Below are 20,358 nucleotides of genomic sequence, written 5' to 3' on the forward strand. Positions count from 1 at the left end.
GAGCTCAAGGAGAACGTGGACACCCTCTACCTCTCGGCCACGCCCATCCCCCGGACCCTCTACTCGGCCCTGGTGGGCCTCAAGGACCTCTCCAGCATCAAGACCCCGCCCCCGGGGAGGAAGCCCATCAAGACCTTCCTCGCCCCCTTTGACCCCCTCCTGGTGCGGGAGGCCATCCTAAATGAGCTGGAGCGGGGCGGCAAGGCCTTTTACGTCCACCACCGGGTGGCCTCCATAGAGGCCAGGCGGCGCTACCTGGAGGACCTGGTGCCCGAGGCCCGGATCGGCGTGGTCCACGGCCAGATGCCCGAGGGCCTTATTGAGGAGACCATGACGCTCTTCGCCGAAGGGGCCTACGATGTCCTCCTGGCCACCACCATCATTGAGGCGGGCCTGGACGTCCCCGAGGCGGGCACCATCCTCATTGAGCGGGCGGACCTCCTGGGCCTCGCCACCCTCTACCAGCTCCGGGGCCGGGTGGGGCGGCGGGGCCAGGCGGCCAACGCCGACCTCAATCACCCCCCCCCCCACCCCGACCCCCACTCCCACCCCTACCCCGACGCCGACTCCAACGCCAACCCCCGCTGCTCAGTTCTATGTCGATCCGGTTTTTGGTCTTGATACCTTCCCGGGCACTTCACCTGCTCAGCCATTTAGAACCGTAGAAAAAGCTATAGAGTCTCCTATCGTTCAAGCCGCAGCAGGTCTTGGGGGCGGGACAAATGTTATTGTAAGGATCATTCGTAGCGGTGTCGAGACGGTCAACCCTGCTGGCTCTAACAATATCGAAAGTGCCGATTTAGCAACTGGATCCATCACGATAGTTCCTGACGCTGGCGTTAACTTTGAGCTCGATTTGAACGGTAGGTATTTAATTCTCAAGGGGGGCAACAAGCTGCAAGGGTTTAGAATTATCAGCAAGGATCCCGGCGGTACTGGAACTGCTGCAGCTGCCATTGAGCTCAGGGCGGGGGGCACGCCTTTGAAAGACATGGTTATTGACTGCGCAGGTAGCACAGGTATTACCACTAGCGGGGCCACGGCAGTTGGTGGAGGCGACAAATGTGTTCATGTAACATCATCAGTTTTAGGCACTGTTACTCTTGAGAACGTAGACATTAGCATTCCAAGCAACCAAAACTTTGTTACTGGCATTCTTCACCAGGGCAGTGGTACCTTGAAGGTCACTAATGGTAGTTCCGTTGTGGCTGCAGGGTCAGGGAACGCTAAGGGCGTTGTAGGTATCTATGGGAACACAACTGTCGGCTCTGTGGAGGTGGTTGGAAGCCCTGTAAGCTTGAGCGCGATTCAAGCCTCAGGAGGCAATGTTTTCTCTGTTCTCCTCGCAGGCCCCATTGCTTCTGGAAGAGTGGAAGGATCGTCAATTCAGGTAAGAGAAGGAAGCTCCCCAGCAATAGCAATTGGAGTTTGTGTTAACGCTACTGGCACTGTGACTGTGCAAGGCAACACCTTCACAAACACAAACGCTCCTCTTTCAGGTAGTAACAGTATTGCTATCTATAAACAGGCGGGAACTGTGGTTCGCACTGGCAACACCTTCACCGGCTTCTCTACATCATCTCCAGACAATCAATATGCAGAGAACCGTGCTGGCCTTTCTTGTCCCTAACCTTTCCCACCTCTTTCCTTTTTGGCCCCCACTGAGGGGCCTTTTCTATGCCAAAGTGGCCATGCCGGGCAACAGCCGCAGGACCATCGGCAGCTCAGGTCTTGTCCTAGGACAAGAGCTGCGTCTCGCTTCCCTTCTCCTAGTAGACTCCCAGCGGGGCCTTTTTTTGTTGCCGCCCTAGGCTAGGCTGGGCATCTCCCTGGGGTTAGCAGGTCCTCAGGGAAGCAAGCGGAGCTCTCCCCCAATTGGGCCAAAAACCGCATCGTTCCCGAGGAAAAGCCCCTCCCCTGGGGGCAGGCGGCGCCCTTCTGGAGGCAGGGTATAGGAGGGATCCGCAGCAGCCAGGTTAACGCCTGGGTACCCCAGGTCCTGCATGGCTGCAGCCGTAATGCGACTAAGAGCAGGGCGTGCAGGTGGCGGTGGCAGAGAGGGCGTCATCAGCTCCAACCCTAGGGTTTCCCGCCAGTGACCTTCGGGAGGTGTCTCAACCTCCACCGGCACATTCCCAGATCCGCCCAGGCTGTTGTACTCAGCAGTGGCCTGCCGGCCAGCAAAGCGCGGGTTGGAGGTGCCGCTGTTGAGGAGAAGAGAACGCCACTTCTCGCCGAGGCCAAACCCCAGAGCATGGCCCAGCTCGTGCAGGGCAACGTCAAAGAGGGAGCCCTGGGCCTCCAGCTGATTCAGGTCTGCTGGGTCGAACCCGATGATGCCATAGGGATAGAGGCCGTCCCCAATCCCAGACCTCCAAGGGCCGCAGGGGCCTCCCTGAGCCAGAAGGCTACCCGGACCATCACTAGTAGGGCCGGAGAGAAGCCGAGCGCCAGTTACCTGAACCAAGAGGTCATCCACCGGCCGGTTGACCAGAGGAGTCGGGGGGAAGCCAGCTCTGCAGGAGCCAGCCTGCAGAGTTAGGGCGACGTCGGGCAAGTCGCCGGTGATGATCTGTTCCCACCGCCGGGCTGCCCGAAGCACAACCTCTCGCTGGGAGGGGCTGAGGCTGTTGTCGATAAACTCAATCTCGATGTTAAACCCACCAGGAGACGGAGATGGCGAGGAGGTTGGCGTTGGTGGAGGAGGTGAGGGCGTTGGCGTTGGTGGAACTGGCAAGGGGGTTGGTGTCGATGGATCTTCCGGTGGGGGGGGTGGTGACGGCGAAGGCGAGGCGGTTGGAAGCCCTGTGGGCGGAACAAATCCCGGCCCTGGCAATCTGGCTGCCTGTTCAGGCGTCAGGTTGAGGGGAGGTTGCAGCCGCAAAACGGTGTTGACGAAAGTGTTGATGCGGTTGGCATCGCGGGTCTGCAAAGTGGCAATGGCAAACAAAATGGCGGCATCCCGCATGGTGCCTGGTGTGCCGTCTCCATCAAAGTCGGAGATGGCGACAGGGTTGGGGTTGGCGCCAGTCACCTCGGCCAAAGTGAGGGGGGGCTGTAGCCTCAAGACGTTGTTGACAAAGCTAACAATCTGGCTGGGCTGGGTGATCCTGCTGGCAATGGCAAAGGCAATGGCGGCATCGCGGATGGTTACCGATTGCGGGTTGCCGTCGTAGTAAGCAGCAACGCCTCCTTCTGGGGCGGGCGATGAAGTCTCTGGGCGACTGAGGAGGCTGGGCCCGCTGGCTGGCCCACAAGCAGCCAGGACTCCAAGGGAAAAAGTGGACATCAACCGCAACAGCCGCTTGCGGGGGCTCATCGAAGGATCCCTCTTCCCGACTCTCCTGAATTCTAGGTTAGGTAGTTACAAAACACCCCACCACTATACCATCCTCAGGCTTTTCTGGATTTGCCTCAGTCTTTTGCTTGCTGTGCAGTACGATAGGGTACGTGCTAAGAGTGTTGGGATACCTAAAAGCAGGGAGATCACCATGGCAAAGACCGCTGTGTCTAACCCCGTCCAGGCGCAGTTTGACGAGTTTCCCTACCCAAATGTGCCAATTGAGCAGACGGTTACCGACAACTTTGCTTTGTTTGCCAACAGCATCACGACGGCCAGGTACCTAAGGGATCGCAAGGTGGTATCCCCGGAAGGCAAGGTGATCCTCAATGCCGGCTGCGGCTCCGGTTGGGAAACCTTAGTTGTGGCAACAGCCAACCCCGGCGCCCGCTATGTGGGAGTAGATATTTCCCCAGAGTCCATCAAGATAGCGGAGCAGCGTTTCAAGTTCCACAAGATCGAGAACGCCCGCTTTTACGTTATGGACATTACCGACATGAGCGCGCTGGGGGAGGAGTTTGATTTTATTGCCTGCAACGACGTTCTCTACCTCCTGGACGACCCAGTTGCCGGTTTGAAAGGCATGCGGCAGGTGCTCAAGCCCGATGGGATCATCCGCACCAATGTTCACAGCCTTTACCAGCGTCAGTTTATCTTCAACATGCAGGAGGCCATGGAGCTGCTGGGGGTGATGGATGAGCCGGCAGCTAAAGCGGTGCCCCTGCTGCGGGAGGTGATGGAAGCGCTCACAGACGCCAGCTTTGTCAAAAGCCACTGGCAAGGAGATGCCATCAAAACCACAGCGGGTATCCTGGCCAATTTCCTGCTGCGCAGCGACAAGGGCTTTACGGTGCCCCAAGTGTTTGAGATGTTGAGGCAGGCCGGTCTTGAGTTTATCAGCATGGTGAATTGGCAGCAGTGGAAGCTGGAGAGGGTCTTGACTAAGCCAGTGCCCTACTCGATGCGGCAACTCAATAAGCTAAGCGAGGAGCAAAAACTTCACTTCATCGAGCTGATTTTCCCCAACATGACCCGCTTGATTGATTTTTGGTGCGGGCACCCCGGCATTCCCAAGCCCGAGCCGTTTACAAACGACGAATGGTGGAACGGCACCGTACAAGCCCACCCCCTTTTGGTGAGGTTGGATGCCAAGCAGGCTTTTCTCAACGCCATTCGCGACAACGGCCCTGTCAACATCAACGGCTGGCCGGGAGCTGAGGGGAACATTACCATCGATCCTTTCTCGGTGCGCTGGCTGGTGGATGTCTTCGGCCCTTTGCCGGTGCCGGTGCAATCGCTGGTTCACAAAACCATGGAGATCATGGACTGGACCCAGGAAGAAGCGTTTAGTCAAGTGTTGGCCAACCTGAAGTTTTTGGAAGAACGCCTGGTCATCCTCCTGAATTCTCCGCTGCGTTGACATACTCCCCTACGGCTATAGCTTGCTTCTGCTAGGCAGTCGCTGGGGAATCTTTGTTCAACGCAAAAAAGGGCAGGCATACCACCTGCCTTTAGCGGATAACCTTAGGGCAGCCTTAGCTCCCCGCCTTAGGAGACAACACTCACCTTGACCACTTGGGCTTTTTCAGAGTCCGCCTTCGGCAATGTGAGAGTGAGGATCCCGTTTTTGTATTCCGCCTTCACCTGGTCGTGCTTAATCCGGCTGGGCAGCGGGATCACCCGTTGGAAGCGCCCGTAGCGGAACTCGCTGCGGGTTACGCCTCTGTCCTCGGAGCGTTTCTCAAAGCGCCGCTCGCCGCTGATGGAGACTGCCTCCGCTGTCGCTTGGATATCCAGATCTTGGGGGTTCAGGCCGGGCAGCTCCAGCCTCAGGGTAATGGTCTCCGGATCGTCGTGCATTTCCACCGCCGGCACGAAGGCAAACGCCTCGGTCTCCGTAGGACGAGCCATCAGCCGGTCGAACATCCGGTTCATTTCCCGTTGAATTTCGTCAATTTCCCGAAAGGGATCCCAGCGAACAAGGGCCATATCCACCCACCTCCTGAGGAGATTTTGGTTGATTTTCTTTAAGCTTTGCCTCGGAGGCTTTAGCATAGCCTCCGTACATCAGCCTAAGCCGTCTGGCCCAATCAAGGTGTAGAGTTTTCTAGAAATCTGTTGGGGTATTTCCCCTACGAAAAGCAAGCAAAAGCCCTTAGGGCTCTGAACGCCGATAGGGGCGGTGGGAGCTTGTTTGCAACCACAGGCTCAGGCCAGTAGCTACCATAACCAACAGACCCAGTCCGTTTAAGAACGGGTAAACCCCCTGCAGATCGAGGGGGCCCCACTGTCCTTTGTGGATTTGGATGAGCCAGGAGTAGTCGAAGTTTCCGGTGAGGCGGGCCATTTGATAGAGGGATCCCGTTACCACCGTCACCAGCAAGGGCAAGGCCACGATAGGGGCCAGGGCACGGTGGATGCGGCGGAGGATTCTTTGACTAAGGGCCATTAGGCTTGCTCCCAGGTAAGCGCCACCATCCTGCCATGGTAGCAGGCTCGACGCCTTTGCCCCTCTGCTCAAGACTGGATCCCCACCGCCTCTTCCAGCTTGGGCATTTGCTCTCTGGGGATGACCCGTCCCTCGTCCTCAAAGCCAGGGATCTCGTGGAAGTTGAGGTAGCGGTACACTTCGCCGGCAAAGGGCTGGATCTTGGTGGCAACGATCTGCCGGTATTCCTCCACCGTTGGGATCCGCCCCAAGAGGGCGCAGACAGCAGCCAGCTCGGCGGATCCCAGATAGACCCGTGCGCCTTTGCCCATGCGGTTGTCAAAGTTGCGGGTGGAGGTGGACATGACGGTGGCTCCATCGGCCACGCGAGCCTGGTTGCCCATGCACAGGCTGCAGCCAGGCATCTCTGTTCTCGCTCCAGCAGCGGCAAAGATGCTGTACACCCCTTCAGCACGCAGTTGCGCCTCGTCCATGCGCGTGGGGGGACAGATCCACAGTTGGCGCACCTTAACCCGCCCCTGGCCTTCCAAGATCTTGGCAGCGGCGCGGTAGTGACCAATGTTGGTCATGCAGGAGCCAATGAACACCTCGTCAATGTGGATGGGCGTATCGGGGTTGCCGGCTGCGTGCTGGGCGTGGACTTCGCTCAGGGTCATTACTTTATCGGGATCGTTGGGGGCACAGACAATTGGCTCGGTGATGGTGCTGAGATCAATCTCGATGACGGCGGCGTATTCGGCGTCGGGATCCGCTTCCAGCAGGGTGGGATTGGCCAGCCAGGCCTCCATCTTGGCAATGCGCCGCAGCAGGGTGCGGGCGTCCTGATAGCCGCGGGCAATCATGTTTTTCAGCAGCACCACGTTGGAGCGCAGGTACTCGGCAACGCTCTCAACGCTTAGCTTAATGGTGCAGGCGGCGCAGTTGCGTTCTGCCGAGGCGTCGGTAAACTCGAAGGCTTGCTCCACCTTCAGATTGGGCAGGCCCTCGATTTCCATAATTCGCCCAGCGAAGACGTTTTTCTTGCCCTGCTTCTCGACGGTAAGCAGCCCCCGCTGGATGGCCACGTAGGGAATGGCGTGAACAAGGTCCCGCAGAGTAATCCCAGGCTGCAATTCCCCCTTAAAGCGCACCAGCACCGACTCCGGCATGTTGAGGGGCATCACCCCCATGGCCGCGGCAAAGGCCACCAGACCCGATCCAGCGGGGAAGGAGATGCCCAGAGGAAAGCGGGTGTGGGAGTCGCCCCCCGTGCCGACGGTATCGGGCAGGAGCATGCGGTTGAGCCAGGAGTGGATGATGCCATCGCCTGGCCGCAGGACAACCCCTCCCCGCGAGGCAAAGAAGTCGGGCAGCTCCTTGTGGATTTGGATGTCCACCGGTTTGGGATAGGCGGCGGTGTGGCAAAAGCTCTGCAGCACCAGGTCAGCGCTAAAGCCCAGACAGGCCAGCTCCTTGAGCTCGTCGCGGGTCATGGGGCCAGTGGTGTCCTGGGATCCCACGGTGGTCATCAGGGGCTCGCAACTCGTGCCAGGACGCACCCCTGGCAAGCCACAGGCTTTGCCCACGATTTTCTGGGCCAGGGTATAGCCTTTGCCCGTGTCGGGGGGCGGGGTGGGGCGGATAAAGAGAGGAGAAGGATCCAGCCCCAGGGCCTGGCGGGTTTTGTCGGTGAGGGCCCGGCCAATCAAAAGGGGGATGCGGCCCCCGGCCCGCACCTCGTCCGGCAAGGTTACAGGCTGCAGGGAAAAGCTGGCGAGAATTTCGCCCGTCTGGGAGCGGATTACGCCCTCGTAGGGATAGATCGTGACCACCATGCCCGTCTCCAATGGAGAGACATCGCACTGGATGGGCAGAGCGCCCGCATCCTCGGCGGTGTTGAAGAAAATCGGTGCAATCGTGCCCCCCAGGATAACGCCCCCGGCCCGCTTGTTGGGCACATAGGGAATGTCGTGGCCAATGTGCCAAAGGAGGGAATTGAGGGCGGACTTGCGGGAGGATCCCGTGCCCACCACATCCCCCACAAAGGCCACCGGATGGCCGCGGCGCTTGAGCTCAGCAATGGCAGCTATGGCCCCCGGTGCCCGCGACTCCAACATGCTCTGGGCGTGAAGGGGGATGTCTGGGCGGGTGGTGGCGTGGGCGGCAGGGGAGAGGTCGTCGGTGTTGATTTCGCCGGCAACCTTGAACACCGTGACGGTGATGGCCTCAGCTAGAGGCGGCTTGGCAGTAAACCACTCCCCAGCGGCCCAAGAGTCGAGCACCTGCCGCGCATAGACGTTGCCGGCCTGGCTCAGCTCCAGTACGTCGTGAAAGGCATCGAAGACCAGCAGCGTGTGGCTGAGGGCGCGGGCCGCCGCCGCCGCGATCTCCTGCCGCCTATCCTGCAGCAGCTCCAGCAGTACCTGGACGTTGTAGCCCCCCAACATCGTGCCCAGGAGCTCCACTGCCCGCAAGGGAGGAATGAGGGGGGAGCGCACCTCCTCCTTGGCCACAGCGGCCAAAAAGCCGGCCTTCACATAGGCTGCCTCGTCCACCCCCGGCGGGACGCGCTCCGTGAGGAGGTGCAACAGAAAAGCCTCCTCTCCAGGCGGGGGATCCTTAAGCAGCTCGCACACCTGGCTGGTCTGGGCGGCATTCAAGGGCAGTGGCGGGATCCCTTGCGCCGCACGGGCGGCAGCGTGTTGGCGGTACTCAGCCAGCATGAGGATTCCTTGGGTCACTGACGCAGGCATTATTCTACCGCCAGAAAGAACCCAGCCCTCCTCAAGAGAGCTCCGCCAACAGCTCCTTTTGGTATAGGCCAATACAAGCTTGGATTAACTCGTCCAGCTCCCCTTCCAAAATTGGCTCGAGCGGGAAATTTTGGTTGAGGCGGTGGTCGGTAACCCGATTGTCCTTGTAGTTGTAGGTGCGAATTTTTTCTGAACGGGCTCCTGTTCCTACCTGCATGCGGCGGGCGGAACTAATGGAGGCCTGCTGCTCGCGCAGCTTCATCTCGTAGAGCTTGGCCCGCAAAATCTGCATGGCCCGCTGCCGGTTTTGCAGCTGGGAGCGCTCCTCGGTGCAGAAGACCCGGATCCCAGTGGGCTTGTGGAAGAGATCCACCGCCGTTTCCACCTTGTTCACGTTTTGTCCCCCTGCCCCGCCGGAACGCGCTGTCCTAATCTCGATATCTTTGGGATCGATGACCACCTCCACCTCGTCCGCTTCTGGCATTACCGCTACCGTGGCCGTCGAAGTGTGGATGCGCCCCTGGGCTTCCGTGATGGGTACCCGCTGGACCCGGTGCACACCGGCCTCGAACTTGAGCTTGCTATAGACTTGATCGCCGCGGATTTCCAGGATGGCCTCTTTGTAGCCGCCCATGTCGCCCTCAGAGAGGCTGACCAAGCGCACTGACCAGCCCATCTTCTCGGCATAGCGGGTGTACATGCGGGCTAGATCAGCTGCCCACAGGGCTGCTTCCTCTCCCCCAGTGCCAGCGCGGATCTCCAACATGATGTTCTTTTCGTCGTTGGGATCCCGGGGCAGCAGCAGCAGGGTAAGCTTTTCCTCCAGTTGCTCCTGACGGGCGCGCAGCTGCTCCAGCTCTGCCCTTACCATTGCCTCCAGCTCCGGGTCAGAGGCCGCCTCGCGCAAAAGCTCCTCCGTCTGCTTGAGGTCGCGAGTTAGCTTTTGCCAGTCATGGAAGGCCTGCACCGTTGCTTCCAGGGAGGAGCGGGCCTTGGCGATTCGCTGCAGCTCCGCAGGGTCTGTCGCCACCTCGGGATCCGCCAGGCGCACCGTCAGCTCCTGGAAGGTAGCTTCGACATTTTTGAGCTGCTCGATGAGTTGAGCAGAAGCCATAGGTCTAAGTCAGCAAGGAACCCAAGCCGTCCTGAGCAAGGCAAGGGAAAGCTCTACTGGGCTTTCTTGCCACTGCTCATGCCGTACTTGCGCATGAACTTCTCCACTCGCCCTTCGGTGTCGATGATCTTTTGGGTGCCGGTGAAGAAGGGGTGGTTGCCAGACCAGACTTCAACCCTGAGCTCTGGCTTGGTGGATCCCACCGTCATGACCACCTCGCCGTTGCAGATGACTTTGGCCTCGGGGTACCACTGGGGGTGAATGCCTTTCTTGGGCATGAGAGCCTCCTCCCTGGGTGGGTATAAGCCTGTAAATAAATGTCTATCAAAATGTCTATCAACCTAATACCTACCGCGGCAATGCCGGCCCTTACCGCTTCGAGTACTGAGTAGCCTTGCGGGCTTTGCGCAAGCCGTACTTCTTGCGCTCCACAGCGCGGGGATCGCGGGTGAGGTAGCCCTCGGCCTTGAGGGGGCCGCGGTTGGAGGGATCCAGCTGGCAGAGGGCGCGGGCTACCCCCAGCTTGATGGCATCGGCCTGGCCGTGGAGGCCGCCCCCATGGGCTCGCACCAAGATGTCGTAGGAGTCCTCTAGGCCAAGGAGCTCCAGCGGCGCTTTGACGCTGGCCAGGAACGCTGCCTGGTACTGCAAGTACTCCTCGCCAGGCCGGTCGTTGATGATGATCTTGCCCGTGCCAGGAACCAGGCGCACGCGAGCAATGGCAGTTTTGCGGCGCCCAGTTCCCCAGTAGACAGCTCGCGGGTTGCTGGTTGTCTGGGTCATGCTTGGGCTCCTGGGATCGTGTGGATGGGATAGACCTGTGGCTGCTGGGCCTCGTGGGGGTGGTGGGGGCCGGCGTACACTTTCAGCTTGGTAAATTGCCGCCGCCCTAGGCGGGTGTGGGGCAACATCCCCTTCACCGCTTTCTCGATCACCCGCTCTGGCAGGCGGGCTTGCAGTTGGGCAAAGGTCTCCACCTTCATCCCGCCGGGACGGCCAGAGTGGCGGCGGTAGAGCTTTTGGGTGCGCTTTTTGCCGGTAACCACCACTTTCTCAGCGTTGATGACGATCACGTAGTCCCCCGTATCCAGGTGGGGGGTGAAGTTGGGCTTGTGCTTGCCGCGCAAGAGGTTGGCCACCACTACCGCTAGGCGGCCAAGGCGCTGGCCAGCCGCATCAATTACGTACCAGCGCGGGGCTAAGGTGGAAGGGGTAGGAAGGGGAGTCTTGTTCATGGCAGCTAGGAGAGAGAAGGGACAAGAGAAAGAACACCTGCCGGCCAAGAAAGGGATCCCCAGAAGGGCAGAGACTGCGGAAAGCGTTGGCCAAAGGGATCCCTAGCATAGCCCACATCCAACAGGCACAGGCCCTGTGGAGGGGCGCTGTAGCGGGTGCGCATCTGGCTCCAGTCGTTGTGTTGCCAGAGGTGGACAAATTGCTGGGGGCTGAGCTCGCCCCGGCCCACCACCTCGAGAGAACCCACCAGCAGCCGCATCATCCGGTAGAGGAAGCCGCTGGCCTGCACTTCGATGCTGATGAGATCCCCTACTCGTTGGCAGAGCACCTCCTCCACCCGCACCCACGAGTGCGGTCGATCGGATCCCCGCCGGCGGAAGGCTTCCAGGTTGTGCTCCCCCAAAAGGGAGCGTAGCGCCTCGGCCATTGGCTCCACCTGCAAAGGCGAGCGCACTTGCCAGCTAAAGGGCCGCCAGAACACATCTGGCCGCTCGCGATTGAGAATGAGGTAGCGATAGCGGCGCCACCTGGCGGAAAAGCGGGCATGCCAGTCCTCTGACACAGGCGCTGAAGCCAGTACCACTATATCTTCCGGTAGGCAGTCGTTGAGCACCCGTGCCCACTCCGTGGGCGGAATGCCGCAGGTGGTGTCGAAGTGAGCTACTTGGCCAGCCGCATGTACCCCGGTGTCGGTGCGACCTGCCCCGTAGAGGGTAACGGGGTGCCCGGCCCGCGAGGCAATGGCCTCCTCTAGTACCCCTTGTACGGTGCGGTGGCCCGCTTGCCGTTGCCAGCCGCGAAAGTCCCTGCCCAGGTACTGAATCTTTAGGGCAATGCGACGGCTTTGCATGAAGCCTACACCAACTCGATGACGGCCATTTCTGCCCCATCGCCCCGCCGGCGCACGGTGCGCAAGATGCGGGTGTAGCCTCCCGCTCGATCTCGGTAGCGCTCGGGCGCCTGCTCAAACAAGGATCGCACCAGATCCTTGTCGTAGATGTAGGCCAGTGCCTGCCGCCGCGCTGCCAGGGAGCCGTCCTTGGCTAGGGTAATCATCTTCTCGGCTGTGGCCCGAACGGCTTTGGCGCGGGCTTTGGTGGTAACAATTCGCCCTTCCCGTAGCAAAGCCGTGGTCAGGGCCCGCAGCAGAGCCTTGCGTTGGTCAGCAGGCTTGTTGAGATGAGGAGTACGACGGCGGTGGCGCATGGTAGCCTCTGCTTTTTGTCCTCGAGTTTCAGGCAGCTTGGGGTTTCGAGCCCCACCCTGGGCAGGCTAGGTTCTGCTCCTTTCGCGGGGCAGCGTCAGGCCAAAGCGGTTTTTCAGAGCCTGCACCACCTCTTCGGCGGATTTTTGGCCAAAGTTCTTGATCTCCAGCAAATCTTCCTCGGTATGGAGCAGCAGATCCGCCAGAGTGTGGATCTGGGCCCGCTTGAGGCAGTTGTAGGCCCGCACCGAGAGCTGCAGCTCCTCGATGGGGATTTGGTTTTTCTGGGTGTCCTCTGCTGGCTGGGGGGCTGCTGGGGTGTCAAAGCTAACCTCCTGCAGCGGCGAGAACAGACCTACCAAAATGCGAGCTGCTTGGCTAAGCGCTTCCTGGGGAGTAAGGCTGCCGTTGGTCCAGATCTCCAGAACCAGGCGATCTTTTTCCAAAGACTGCCCCACCCGGGCTGGCTCGACGGTGTAGTTGACCTTGCGCACCGGCATGAAGACGGAGTCAATTTGGAGAAAGTCAATGGCCATGGATTTGCTGTCGGCGTAATCGACGGCGCGATAGCCCCGTCCACGGCCAATCATGAACTCCATCTCCAGGATGGCTCCCTCCGCCAGCGTGGCAATGTGGTGACGGGGGTTGATCACCTCTACGCCGCTGGGCAGCTGCAGCTTTTCAGCGGTCACTTCCCCCGGCCCCTGCGCTACTAGGCGGCCCACCTGCGGCTCAGGAGAGCTGGAGCGCAGAACCAGCTCCTTCATGTTGAGCAGGATCTCCATCACGTCTTCCCGCACCCCAGGCACGGTGGAAAACTCGTGGCTTACCCCGGCAATGCGCACGGCCGTCACTGCCGTGCCTTCGAGGTTGGAAAGCAGCACCCGGCGCAAGGCGTTGCCTACCGTGATCCCCTGACCGCGCTCCAGCGGCCCCAGGGCAAATTTGCCATAGTAAGCCCCATTGGCTTCCTGATGGGATTCGAGGCACTCAGTCTGATAGGGAGCAGCACTGGCTGCTGCTTTGCTGGTTGAATGGTGGAGGGTTCGGCTGGTTGGCATCATGGCGTAGCCCTGTCTGTCTGGCTAGCTATGCGTTGGAGAAGGTAGTCCCCCTCTGGTGCTAGGGGGCTAGGATTCTAAAAACAAGCTCTTGGCTTCCCTAAAAGTCGGGATCCTAGACGCGCCGCCGCTTAGGGGGCCGGCAGCCGTTGTGGGGAATGGGAGTGATGTCACGAATGAGGGTAATTTCTAGGCCTGCCGCCTGGAGAGCTCGAATGGCTGTCTCTCGACCGGCTCCGGGACCGCTGACCATGACCTCAATCTGCCGCATGCCGTTCTCCATGGCTTGTCGCGCTGCGCTCTCTGCTGCCACCTGGGCGGCAAAGGGAGTACCCTTCTTGGCACCTTTGAATCCAGTAGAACCTGCCGAAGCCCAACACACGACGTTGCCGTTGGGATCGGTAATGGTGACGATGGTGTTGTTAAAGGTGGACTGGATGTAGGCCACGCCGTTGGGGATATTTTTCTTGACCTTGCGTCCGCGCCGTTGCTGCTGAGCCATGACCTCTGCGTCCTTGTTGACTTAAAGTAAGGTGTACGGAGATTGGGGGGAACAGGACTTACTTCTTGGCTGGCGGTTTCTTCTTGCCAGCTACCGTTTTCCTAACTCCTTTGCGGGTGCGGGCGTTGGTGCGGGTGCGCTGGCCGCGCACAGGCAACCGCAGGCGGTGGCGCCGACCTCGGTAGGTGCCGATGTCAATGAGGCGCTTGATGTTCATCGCCTCCTGACGGCGCAGATCCCCCTCCACTTGGTACTCGTTTTCCACCACAGCCCTTAGGGCGGCTATCTCCGCGTCGGTGAGGTCGCGGGTGCGGGTATCGGGGTTGATGCCCGTTTTGGCCAGAATTTGGCGGGAGCGGGTTAGCCCAATGCCGTAGATGTAAGTGAGGGCAATCTCAATTCGCTTGTCTCGGGGGATGTCAACGCCCGCAATTCGTGCCATGGTTAGGGGTACCTTTCCAACAAATAAACTGGCTTCCTAAAGTTGAGTTGTTGCAGTCGGGAAGCGTCTTGCCAAAGGCATGGCTTAGGCTGCACCAACTGCCCCTTGTTTCCAGCGCTGCCTCACTCCTCCGTCCCCTACTTTTACCCTTGCCGCTGTTTGTGCTTTGGGTTGGCAGGACAAATGACCATCACCCGGCCACGGCGGCGAATGACTCGGCACTTTTCGCAGATTCGTCGGACGGAGGGCCGCACCTTCATGGCTATCCTGCCAAAACCAGCGAATATCCATTCTAAGGTCACCGGGACAAGCTGTCAAAAATCGTTTGGGCTTTCTCAGTGGGTTGGCTATGCTGGTTGGGCAGAGGAGCAGAGCAGGGCTGGGGATCAAATGCGCTGGCAGTGGCTGATTGTGGTGAGCGGCCTGCTAGGTCTGGGATCCACGGTTTGGGCCCAGGAGATGCCGGTGGCCTCTCAAGACGCTGCCAGCCCCCTGAGGGCGGAGAAGTTATTACCACTCCCCAGCTCGGCGGATCGCATTGACGGCGTGCCGGAGCGGGGCTGGCTGGCGGTGGGGCTGCTGGAAGCCCAGGCGGTAATGCTGCTGGAGGGGTCGAGCGGGGATCCCCTGTGGCAAGTGGCGGTGGGCTTTGCCCCCAGCGTGGTGCGGGTGGATGCGCCACGGCAGGTGGTCTATGCCTCTGGCCTCGAGGCTCCTGGGGTGGTGGCCCTCGATCTGCCAACTGGGGAGCTGCTCCGGACTTATGAACTGCCGGCAGGAGTCTTGGATATGGCTGTGGATCCTGCCAGGGGACGGGTTTTTGCCTCCCTGCCCGCCGCCCAAAGTTTGGCGGTGATCCATTGGGGGGAAGCGGAGCAGCCTCAGGCTCGCCACTTGCCGCTGCCCGGCCCCCCTTTGGCTTTGGCCTATGACGCCCGGCAGGGAGTGCTATTTGTGGGCTTGGGTGGCGGGGATCCCCTCAGTGTGCTGGTGGTCAACCCCGACAATGGCGAGCTGCTGGCCCGCTGGCGCGGCGGTCATACTCCAGAGGCAATGGCGTTGGATGCCCAGCGGCAACGCCTGGTGGTGCTCAACTCGGGTAGCCAAGAGCTGACCGTGCTGGATCTAAGCCGCAGCGGCAAGCTCCTGCAGCGAGTTGGCCTAGATTGGCGGCCGACGCGGCTGGCCCTTTCCCCCGATGGGCGCTGGGCCTACGTGAGTGCCCGCAGCAGCGACCGCCTGCAAATTGTGGATCTAGAGGCGGGGCGACTGGTTACCTCCCTACGGCTGGAGGGACAGCCGACAGGCTTGGCGATGCTGGGCGATGGGGATCTGTGGGTGGTGGCGGCAGGGATCCCAGCTCTGCACCGTCTAGAAGCGCAAGTGGGCAAGAGCAAGATGGAGGCCCGCCAGGAGGAGCTTCCCTCTGCAGGCCAGCGCGGTGTGGTGACGGGACGGGTGCTGGATATTGCCGGCCAGCCTGTCCAGACTGGGGTTGTCCGCCTTGCTGCCACCGCCACCCAACCCCAACAGACAGTTCCCATTGCCGCCGACGGCACCTATGTCTTGCCAGAGCTGCCGGCGGGGCTGTACCTGGTGGATGTGGAGGTGCCAGGGTTTCCCCCCACTAGCACCCAGGTGGAGGTGCGGGCTGGTTTTGTGTCCACCCAAAACATTCGCCTGCCGCCAGGGCAGCCGGCCCACCAGCCGGAGGGCATTGGCCTGTTGCCGGATGAGCCGGTTTACTCGGATGAGCTGGCCCGGCACCTCAGCGTTGCCCTTCAGGAGCTGCAGCCACAGCGGCCCGTGATCCTCCTAAAGGGACCGCTAGGGCCAGATCCCCGCTTTGAGCCGCTCCTGCCACTTGTCCAGGGCCTAACCTTGTTGGATCGGGATGAGCGCTACACCGCCGACTTGGCCAAGCTGAAGGCCATCGGCGACGCCCTCGGCTTGCGCTACATTCTCCTAACCCACCTGCAAATCTCGCGGGATTACAACCGACAGGGCAGCCCGCTGCTGAATATGGCCCTGCGCTTGCTGGCGCCGGCAATCCCGGTGGAGATCCCCAACTTTACCCCTAACCAGCTGCGCAGCCGTGGCGTAGTGGTGGTGGTGGACTTGCAGAAGGATCGGCCAGGGGATCGGGCTCGCTACTACGAGGCCTATGGGCGGGATGACGTGGGCGGGGAGCCGCTGTTTGAAGATGCGGCGGCGGGCCTGTTTCGGCTGCAGGTGCGCAACATGGTGCCTCTCTTTATCCAGCAATGGCAGGCCAATAACCCCTTTGCTGGGTAAACTACCCCACGGCTAAATCTGGGGGCTGCCGCGCCGCGTCTTTCGATGAGGAGCTTGTTTATGGAGAATCCCCCGCAATTGGCAGACATCGCTAGGGCTGGTCCTATTTTCCTCCTCTCGCGGTGGCGTAGGAGTGGCCTGGGCAGCTTGGCACTTGGCAGTTGGCTAGCCCTGGCTGCGGAAGTCTCGGCCCAGGCTCTGGCCACCCCCCCTCTCCCTTTGACGGCCTTGTTTCCCCAGCGGAACCAGGTAAAATCCCAGGCGCGTCTGGTGGGGCAGGTGAGCAACAGCCTGGGGCAGCCGGTGGCCGGGGCGCAGGTGCACTTAGAGGGCTTGGAGAACCTCGCTCAGCCCATCCAAACGGACGAGCAGGGCGCCTTCGAGATCAACCAAGCCCCGGCTGGGCGCCGGCTGCTGACGGTGTGGCACCCCGATTACGAAAAGGCAGAGCAGGAGATCCTGCTGCAGGCAGGCCTGACCACCCCTGTGGAGGTGGTTTTGCAGGTGCCCCTCCGGCCCCAGCCGCGGCGTCGCCTTGGCATTTTGGGGGTGGGAGGGCTGGACCATACCCGGCTTTTGAGCCAGCGCCTGGCCATGGAGGTGGTGCGCCTGGGTCTGATCCCCAACACCGAGAAGGTGGTGCCCCTGGACAACCGCCGCCTGCAGCCGATCCTGCGGCAGGTGGGCTGGCCCATCTACGAGCTGTTTGAGTGGGATCGCCGCAAGCCAGAAGCGGTGAGCCGGTTTTTCGACTACCTAGGCCTGGAGGCCATTGTCATCGCCCGCGTCGATGTCCTCACCCGCCCGACTTCGCCCACTGAGGTAAGCCTGCGCTCCCGCAGCCGCCTGGAGCTGTGGAGATTTGACGAGCAGGGCAACCTTGTGGCGGAGGTTCTGGCGGAGGCTAGCCGCAACCAGGTGGAACGGGGCAACCTCAACGCCGACGACCTGGCCCAGCTCTACCAAATCCAGGTCACGCAAATGGCCGCCGAAATTGGATCCCGCTGGAAAAAGAACCACCCGCTGGCTTCTTACCTAGAGCTGACCCCAGGCGAGGCCCCAGTGCCACCTTCGCGCCTGGATACGGCCGTGGAGCTGGTCATTCCCACCTCCTAAGGGCTTTAAGTAGGGACTGGCATAGCAACGGCGGCAGGTTAAAGTAGCACTGAGGATCCCTGCTGACGTCTCCTGCCCATGGCTTCACCCCACCAACCCGCAAGGCCGGAAAGGGATCAGCCCCCCCTTGCTGCCTCTGCCCGCGAAGGGGTAGCCGCTGGCAACTTGCCCCCAGAGGCAGCAACTGCCGCTCTAGCTGCAATTGGGTCCGCAGGAGAGCGCCGCTGGCTGCTGGGGGGAGCGCTTGGGATCTTTCTGATGAGCCTGGGGCTGCGCTTATGGCGACTGGCCGAGTTGCCGGCGCCGGTGTTCGACGAGGTGTATTTTCCTCAATTTGCCCAAAATTACCTCGACGGGAAGCCCTTCTACGACGTACATCCGCCCCTGGGGAAGTACTTCATCGCTCTCAGCATCCAACTCTTTGGCCGCAACGAGTGGGGCTTTCGCCTAGCTACCGCCTTGTGCGGGTCCTTGATTCCGCTTTTGCTGGCTGGCTTGGCCTATCGCCTCACCTACCACGTGGGCTTTGCGCTCCTAAGTGGGGCTCTGCTGCTCACGGACGGGGTGTTTCTGGTGGAGTCCCGCTTTGGCCTGATTAACGTGTACTTGGTTGCCTTTGGCCTGGCGGCCTCGATTTTGCTCCTAAGCGGGCTGGAACGCCGCGGTTGGCAGCGGACTCTTCACCTCACCGGCTCCGGCATCCTCCTGGGGGCGGCGGCTTCTGTAAAGTGGAATGGCCTCTGGTTTGCTTTCATGTTTGCCCTCCTGGGGATCCTGGTCTGGGGGGTGGTCTGGCTGCGCCCGCAGTGGATCCCAAGGCTGGGGATCTTGAGCCAGATCCGCCGCCTGCGCTGGTGGCACTATGCCTTTTGCTTTGCCCTTGCGCCGCTGGCCTTTTATGCCATCCAGTGGATCCCACACCTGCAGCTCAACCCGCAGCAGGGGCTGACGCTGGATTGGAGCTGGACCGGGATCCAGAACTACTTTCGCTCTCTAGTGCTCATCAATCAGGCGGTTTACAGCGGGCACCTGCATGCTGATCTTGTGGTCGATGAGAACACCTCCGTCCACCCCTATTGCTCCACCAGCTTGCGCTCCCTGGTGGCCTGGTTCCCAGCGCTACGACCTTGGCTGACCACCCCCTTGGCCTCGGCGGGGGCCTGGTCTTGGCCAATTATGGGCCGCCCGGTGGGCTACTACTTCAGCAGTCAGGGCAACCTGTGGCGAGCAGTCCATGGCCTGGGCAATCCCTGGCTGTGGTGGCTGGGGACAGGCTCAATCCTGGTGCTGGTCTGGCGCGGGATCCGCCGCTTCCACGGCCTGGAAGCCTTTATCTTAATTGGCTACGCGGCCAACTACCTGCCCTGGTTCCTCGTCAGCCGCTGCGTCTTCATCTACCACTACATGAGTGCTCTGGCATTCAGCACCCTGGCCCTGGCCTGGCTGGTGCTGCTGGGCTGGCGGCACTACCGTCGCTTCTGGCGGCGGGTGAGCTGGATGGCGGTGAGCTTGGTTTTGGCGTCTTTTCTCTTCTTCTTCCCTGTTTGGTTTGGCCTTCCCCTCAGGCCAGACCAGTTTTATGCGCGCATGTGGTTCCGCCCCACCCCGACACCGCTCTTCTGCTTTAGCCCCCAGGCCTGCGAGCGAGCACCCCTACGCCTGCCGCCTGTTCCTGGCTTGAACTGGATTTGAGGGGGGCATGGTAAGCTTTGGGCAGTTTGTCTAGGAGAAGCTGGGCTTCCTTGCCGGAAGGTGGGGTGCGGTTTGTCAAGCGCTTGTGGTGGAGGTAGTGGTAACCTATGGCTCGATCCTGCCCGCGTCCTGCCAACTCTCCCCGCCGTTACCCTGGCCAGCCGGTTCCTGTCGGCGTCATCGGGGTCGGCAACATGGGCCAGCACCATGCTCGCGTCTTTAGCCTGATGAAGGACGTGCAAGTGGTGGGCGTGGCCGACATCAACGTGGAGCGGGGCCTGGATGTAGCCAGCCGCTATCGAGTCCACTTCTACGAAGACTACCGGGAGCTGCTGCCCCACGTGGCCGCCGTGGCCATTGCCGTTCCCACTGTGCTTCACCACGAGGTGGGTATGGCCTGCCTGGAGGCGGGGGTACACGTGCTCATTGAAAAGCCCATTGCCGCCAGTATTGCCGAGGCAGAATCCCTGGTCAACCGCGCCGCCGACTGCAATTGTATTCTGCAGGTGGGACACATCGAGCGCTTTAGCCCCGTCTTTCAAAGGCTGGGGCAAGTTTTGCAGCGCGAAGAGCCGCTGGCTTTTGAGGCCCACCGACTCAGCCCCTATTCCGACCGGGCCAGCGACGTGTCGGTGGTGTTTGACCTGATGATCCACGACATCGACCTGTTGCTGGAGCTGATCCCTTCCCCTGTAACCCAGATTACTGCTAGCGGCAACCGCGCCTCCAACTTAGGCTATCTCGACTACGTCACAGCCACCCTCACCTTTGCCAACGGCGCCATCGCCACCCTCACTGCCAGCAAGGTTACCCACCGCAAGGTGCGCACCATCGCCGTCCACTGCAAAAATGCCCTCGTGGAAGCCGATTTTCTCCACAACGAGATCTCGATTTACCGCCAGGGAGGCGGCAGTAGCCACGACTACGGCCAGGCGCCCTACCCGCGGGAGGGCCTTATCGAGAAGGTTTATATCGAACCTATTGATAAGCTGCATGCCGAGCTAGAGCATTTCATCAACTGTGTGCGGGGCGGTAGCCAGCCTTCGGTGGGCGGGGAGCAGGCCCTAAAGGCCCTAAAGCTGGCCTCGGAGGTGGAGCGGATTGCTCTGGACGGCTGTGCCTGGCGCGAAGCCAAGCCTCGCTGCAGTTTCTTGCCGTAGCTCCCTAGGGGAGGA

21 protein-coding genes are annotated in these 20,358 nt (G+C 60.9%); 7 read left to right on the forward strand and 14 right to left on the reverse strand.

The annotated features are described in order from the left end of the window. Positions 1-621, forward strand: a 621-nt coding sequence (locus NW808_RS00030; protein ID WP_414419870.1) for a helicase-related protein, incomplete at its 5' end; no start/stop codon positions are given. 361 nt (positions 622-982) lie between these two features. Further along, positions 983-1,630 carry a hypothetical protein gene (locus tag NW808_RS00035; RefSeq protein ID WP_414419871.1) on the forward strand — a complete coding sequence of 216 codons (648 nt, stop codon included), beginning with the start codon at positions 983-985 and terminating at the stop codon, positions 1,628-1,630. A gap of 216 nt (positions 1,631-1,846) precedes the next feature. On the opposite strand, the gene NW808_RS00040 is transcribed toward NW808_RS00035, so the two are convergent. Continuing rightward, positions 1,847-3,319 carry a peptidase M8 gene (locus NW808_RS00040; RefSeq protein ID WP_414419872.1) on the reverse strand — a complete coding sequence of 491 codons (1,473 nt, stop codon included), beginning with the start codon at positions 3,317-3,319 and terminating at the stop codon, positions 1,847-1,849. Between the two features lie 172 nt (positions 3,320-3,491). Here NW808_RS00040 and NW808_RS00045 point away from each other — a divergent pair, with 172 nt between their 5' ends. Continuing rightward, complete coding sequence (locus NW808_RS00045; RefSeq protein ID WP_414419873.1) at positions 3,492-4,760, forward strand: class I SAM-dependent methyltransferase; 1,269 nt, start codon at positions 3,492-3,494, stop codon at positions 4,758-4,760. Between the two features lie 128 nt (positions 4,761-4,888). Here the strand turns inward: NW808_RS00045 and NW808_RS00050 are convergent, their stop codons facing one another. From NW808_RS00050 to rpmJ, 13 genes are all read right to left on the reverse strand, one after another. Beyond that, positions 4,889-5,329 (reverse strand): Hsp20/alpha crystallin family protein, encoded by a 441-nt coding sequence (locus tag NW808_RS00050; RefSeq protein WP_414410440.1) that lies wholly within the window; start codon positions 5,327-5,329, stop codon positions 4,889-4,891. A gap of 166 nt (positions 5,330-5,495) precedes the next feature. Continuing rightward, positions 5,496-5,789: a PepSY domain-containing protein gene (locus NW808_RS00055; protein ID WP_414395878.1), complete on the reverse strand. Its 294-nt coding sequence runs from the start codon at positions 5,787-5,789 to the stop codon at positions 5,496-5,498. Between the two features lie 68 nt (positions 5,790-5,857). Then, positions 5,858-8,491, reverse strand: coding sequence for a bifunctional aconitate hydratase 2/2-methylisocitrate dehydratase (gene acnB, locus NW808_RS00060; RefSeq protein WP_414419919.1), 2,634 nt, complete (start codon positions 8,489-8,491; stop codon positions 5,858-5,860). Positions 8,492-8,552: 61 nt separating this feature from the next. Continuing rightward, positions 8,553-9,635 (reverse strand): peptide chain release factor 1, encoded by a 1,083-nt coding sequence (gene prfA, locus NW808_RS00065; protein ID WP_414395876.1) that lies wholly within the window; start codon positions 9,633-9,635, stop codon positions 8,553-8,555. Between the two features lie 53 nt (positions 9,636-9,688). Beyond that, a complete protein-coding gene (gene rpmE, locus NW808_RS00070) occupies positions 9,689-9,913 on the reverse strand; it encodes a 50S ribosomal protein L31 (protein WP_414395874.1) in 225 nt (74 codons plus the stop codon). A 91-nt stretch (positions 9,914-10,004) separates the two neighbouring features. After that, positions 10,005-10,418: a 30S ribosomal protein S9 gene (gene rpsI, locus NW808_RS00075; protein WP_414419874.1), complete on the reverse strand. Its 414-nt coding sequence runs from the start codon at positions 10,416-10,418 to the stop codon at positions 10,005-10,007. Then, positions 10,415-10,870 (reverse strand): 50S ribosomal protein L13, encoded by a 456-nt coding sequence (rplM, locus tag NW808_RS00080; RefSeq protein WP_414360726.1) that lies wholly within the window; start codon positions 10,868-10,870, stop codon positions 10,415-10,417. The genes rpsI and rplM overlap by 4 nt, the downstream gene beginning before the upstream one ends. Before the next feature lie 5 nt (positions 10,871-10,875). Continuing rightward, positions 10,876-11,721, reverse strand: coding sequence for a tRNA pseudouridine(38-40) synthase TruA (gene truA, locus NW808_RS00085; protein WP_414419875.1), 846 nt, complete (start codon positions 11,719-11,721; stop codon positions 10,876-10,878). A 5-nt stretch (positions 11,722-11,726) separates the two neighbouring features. Further along, positions 11,727-12,077, reverse strand: coding sequence for a 50S ribosomal protein L17 (gene rplQ / locus NW808_RS00090; RefSeq protein ID WP_414395870.1), 351 nt, complete (start codon positions 12,075-12,077; stop codon positions 11,727-11,729). A 66-nt stretch (positions 12,078-12,143) separates the two neighbouring features. After that, on the reverse strand, positions 12,144-13,136 hold the full coding sequence (locus NW808_RS00095) for a DNA-directed RNA polymerase subunit alpha (protein ID WP_414410446.1): 993 nt from the start codon (positions 13,134-13,136) through the stop codon (positions 12,144-12,146). 115 nt (positions 13,137-13,251) lie between these two features. Beyond that, positions 13,252-13,638: a 30S ribosomal protein S11 gene (gene rpsK, locus NW808_RS00100; protein WP_414395869.1), complete on the reverse strand. Its 387-nt coding sequence runs from the start codon at positions 13,636-13,638 to the stop codon at positions 13,252-13,254. A 58-nt stretch (positions 13,639-13,696) separates the two neighbouring features. Beyond that, positions 13,697-14,080 carry a 30S ribosomal protein S13 gene (gene rpsM / locus NW808_RS00105; protein ID WP_414395867.1) on the reverse strand — a complete coding sequence of 128 codons (384 nt, stop codon included), beginning with the start codon at positions 14,078-14,080 and terminating at the stop codon, positions 13,697-13,699. Between the two features lie 143 nt (positions 14,081-14,223). Continuing rightward, on the reverse strand, positions 14,224-14,340 hold the full coding sequence (gene rpmJ / locus NW808_RS00110; RefSeq protein ID WP_414395865.1) for a 50S ribosomal protein L36: 117 nt from the start codon (positions 14,338-14,340) through the stop codon (positions 14,224-14,226). Positions 14,341-14,470: 130 nt separating this feature from the next. Between rpmJ and NW808_RS00115 the strand changes: the two genes are divergently transcribed. The 4 genes from NW808_RS00115 to NW808_RS00130 all read left to right on the forward strand — a co-directional run bounded on the left by NW808_RS00115 (position 14,471) and on the right by NW808_RS00130 (position 20,343). After that, on the forward strand, positions 14,471-16,375 hold the full coding sequence (locus tag NW808_RS00115) for a carboxypeptidase regulatory-like domain-containing protein (protein WP_414419876.1): 1,905 nt from the start codon (positions 14,471-14,473) through the stop codon (positions 16,373-16,375). A 60-nt stretch (positions 16,376-16,435) separates the two neighbouring features. Next, entirely contained in the window at positions 16,436-17,491 is a 1,056-nt protein-coding gene (locus NW808_RS00120) for a carboxypeptidase-like regulatory domain-containing protein (RefSeq protein ID WP_414419877.1), read from the forward strand. A 78-nt stretch (positions 17,492-17,569) separates the two neighbouring features. Next, entirely contained in the window at positions 17,570-19,183 is a 1,614-nt protein-coding gene (locus NW808_RS00125) for a phospholipid carrier-dependent glycosyltransferase (protein ID WP_414419878.1), read from the forward strand. Between the two features lie 107 nt (positions 19,184-19,290). Next, positions 19,291-20,343 carry a Gfo/Idh/MocA family oxidoreductase gene (locus tag NW808_RS00130; RefSeq protein WP_414410434.1) on the forward strand — a complete coding sequence of 351 codons (1,053 nt, stop codon included), beginning with the start codon at positions 19,291-19,293 and terminating at the stop codon, positions 20,341-20,343. The last annotated feature ends 15 nt before the right edge of the window (positions 20,344-20,358 follow it).

The sequence above is a fragment of the Synechococcus sp. W70.1 genome (assembly GCF_047461515.1).
Lineage (GTDB): Bacteria > Cyanobacteriota > Cyanobacteriia > Thermostichales > Thermostichaceae > Thermostichus.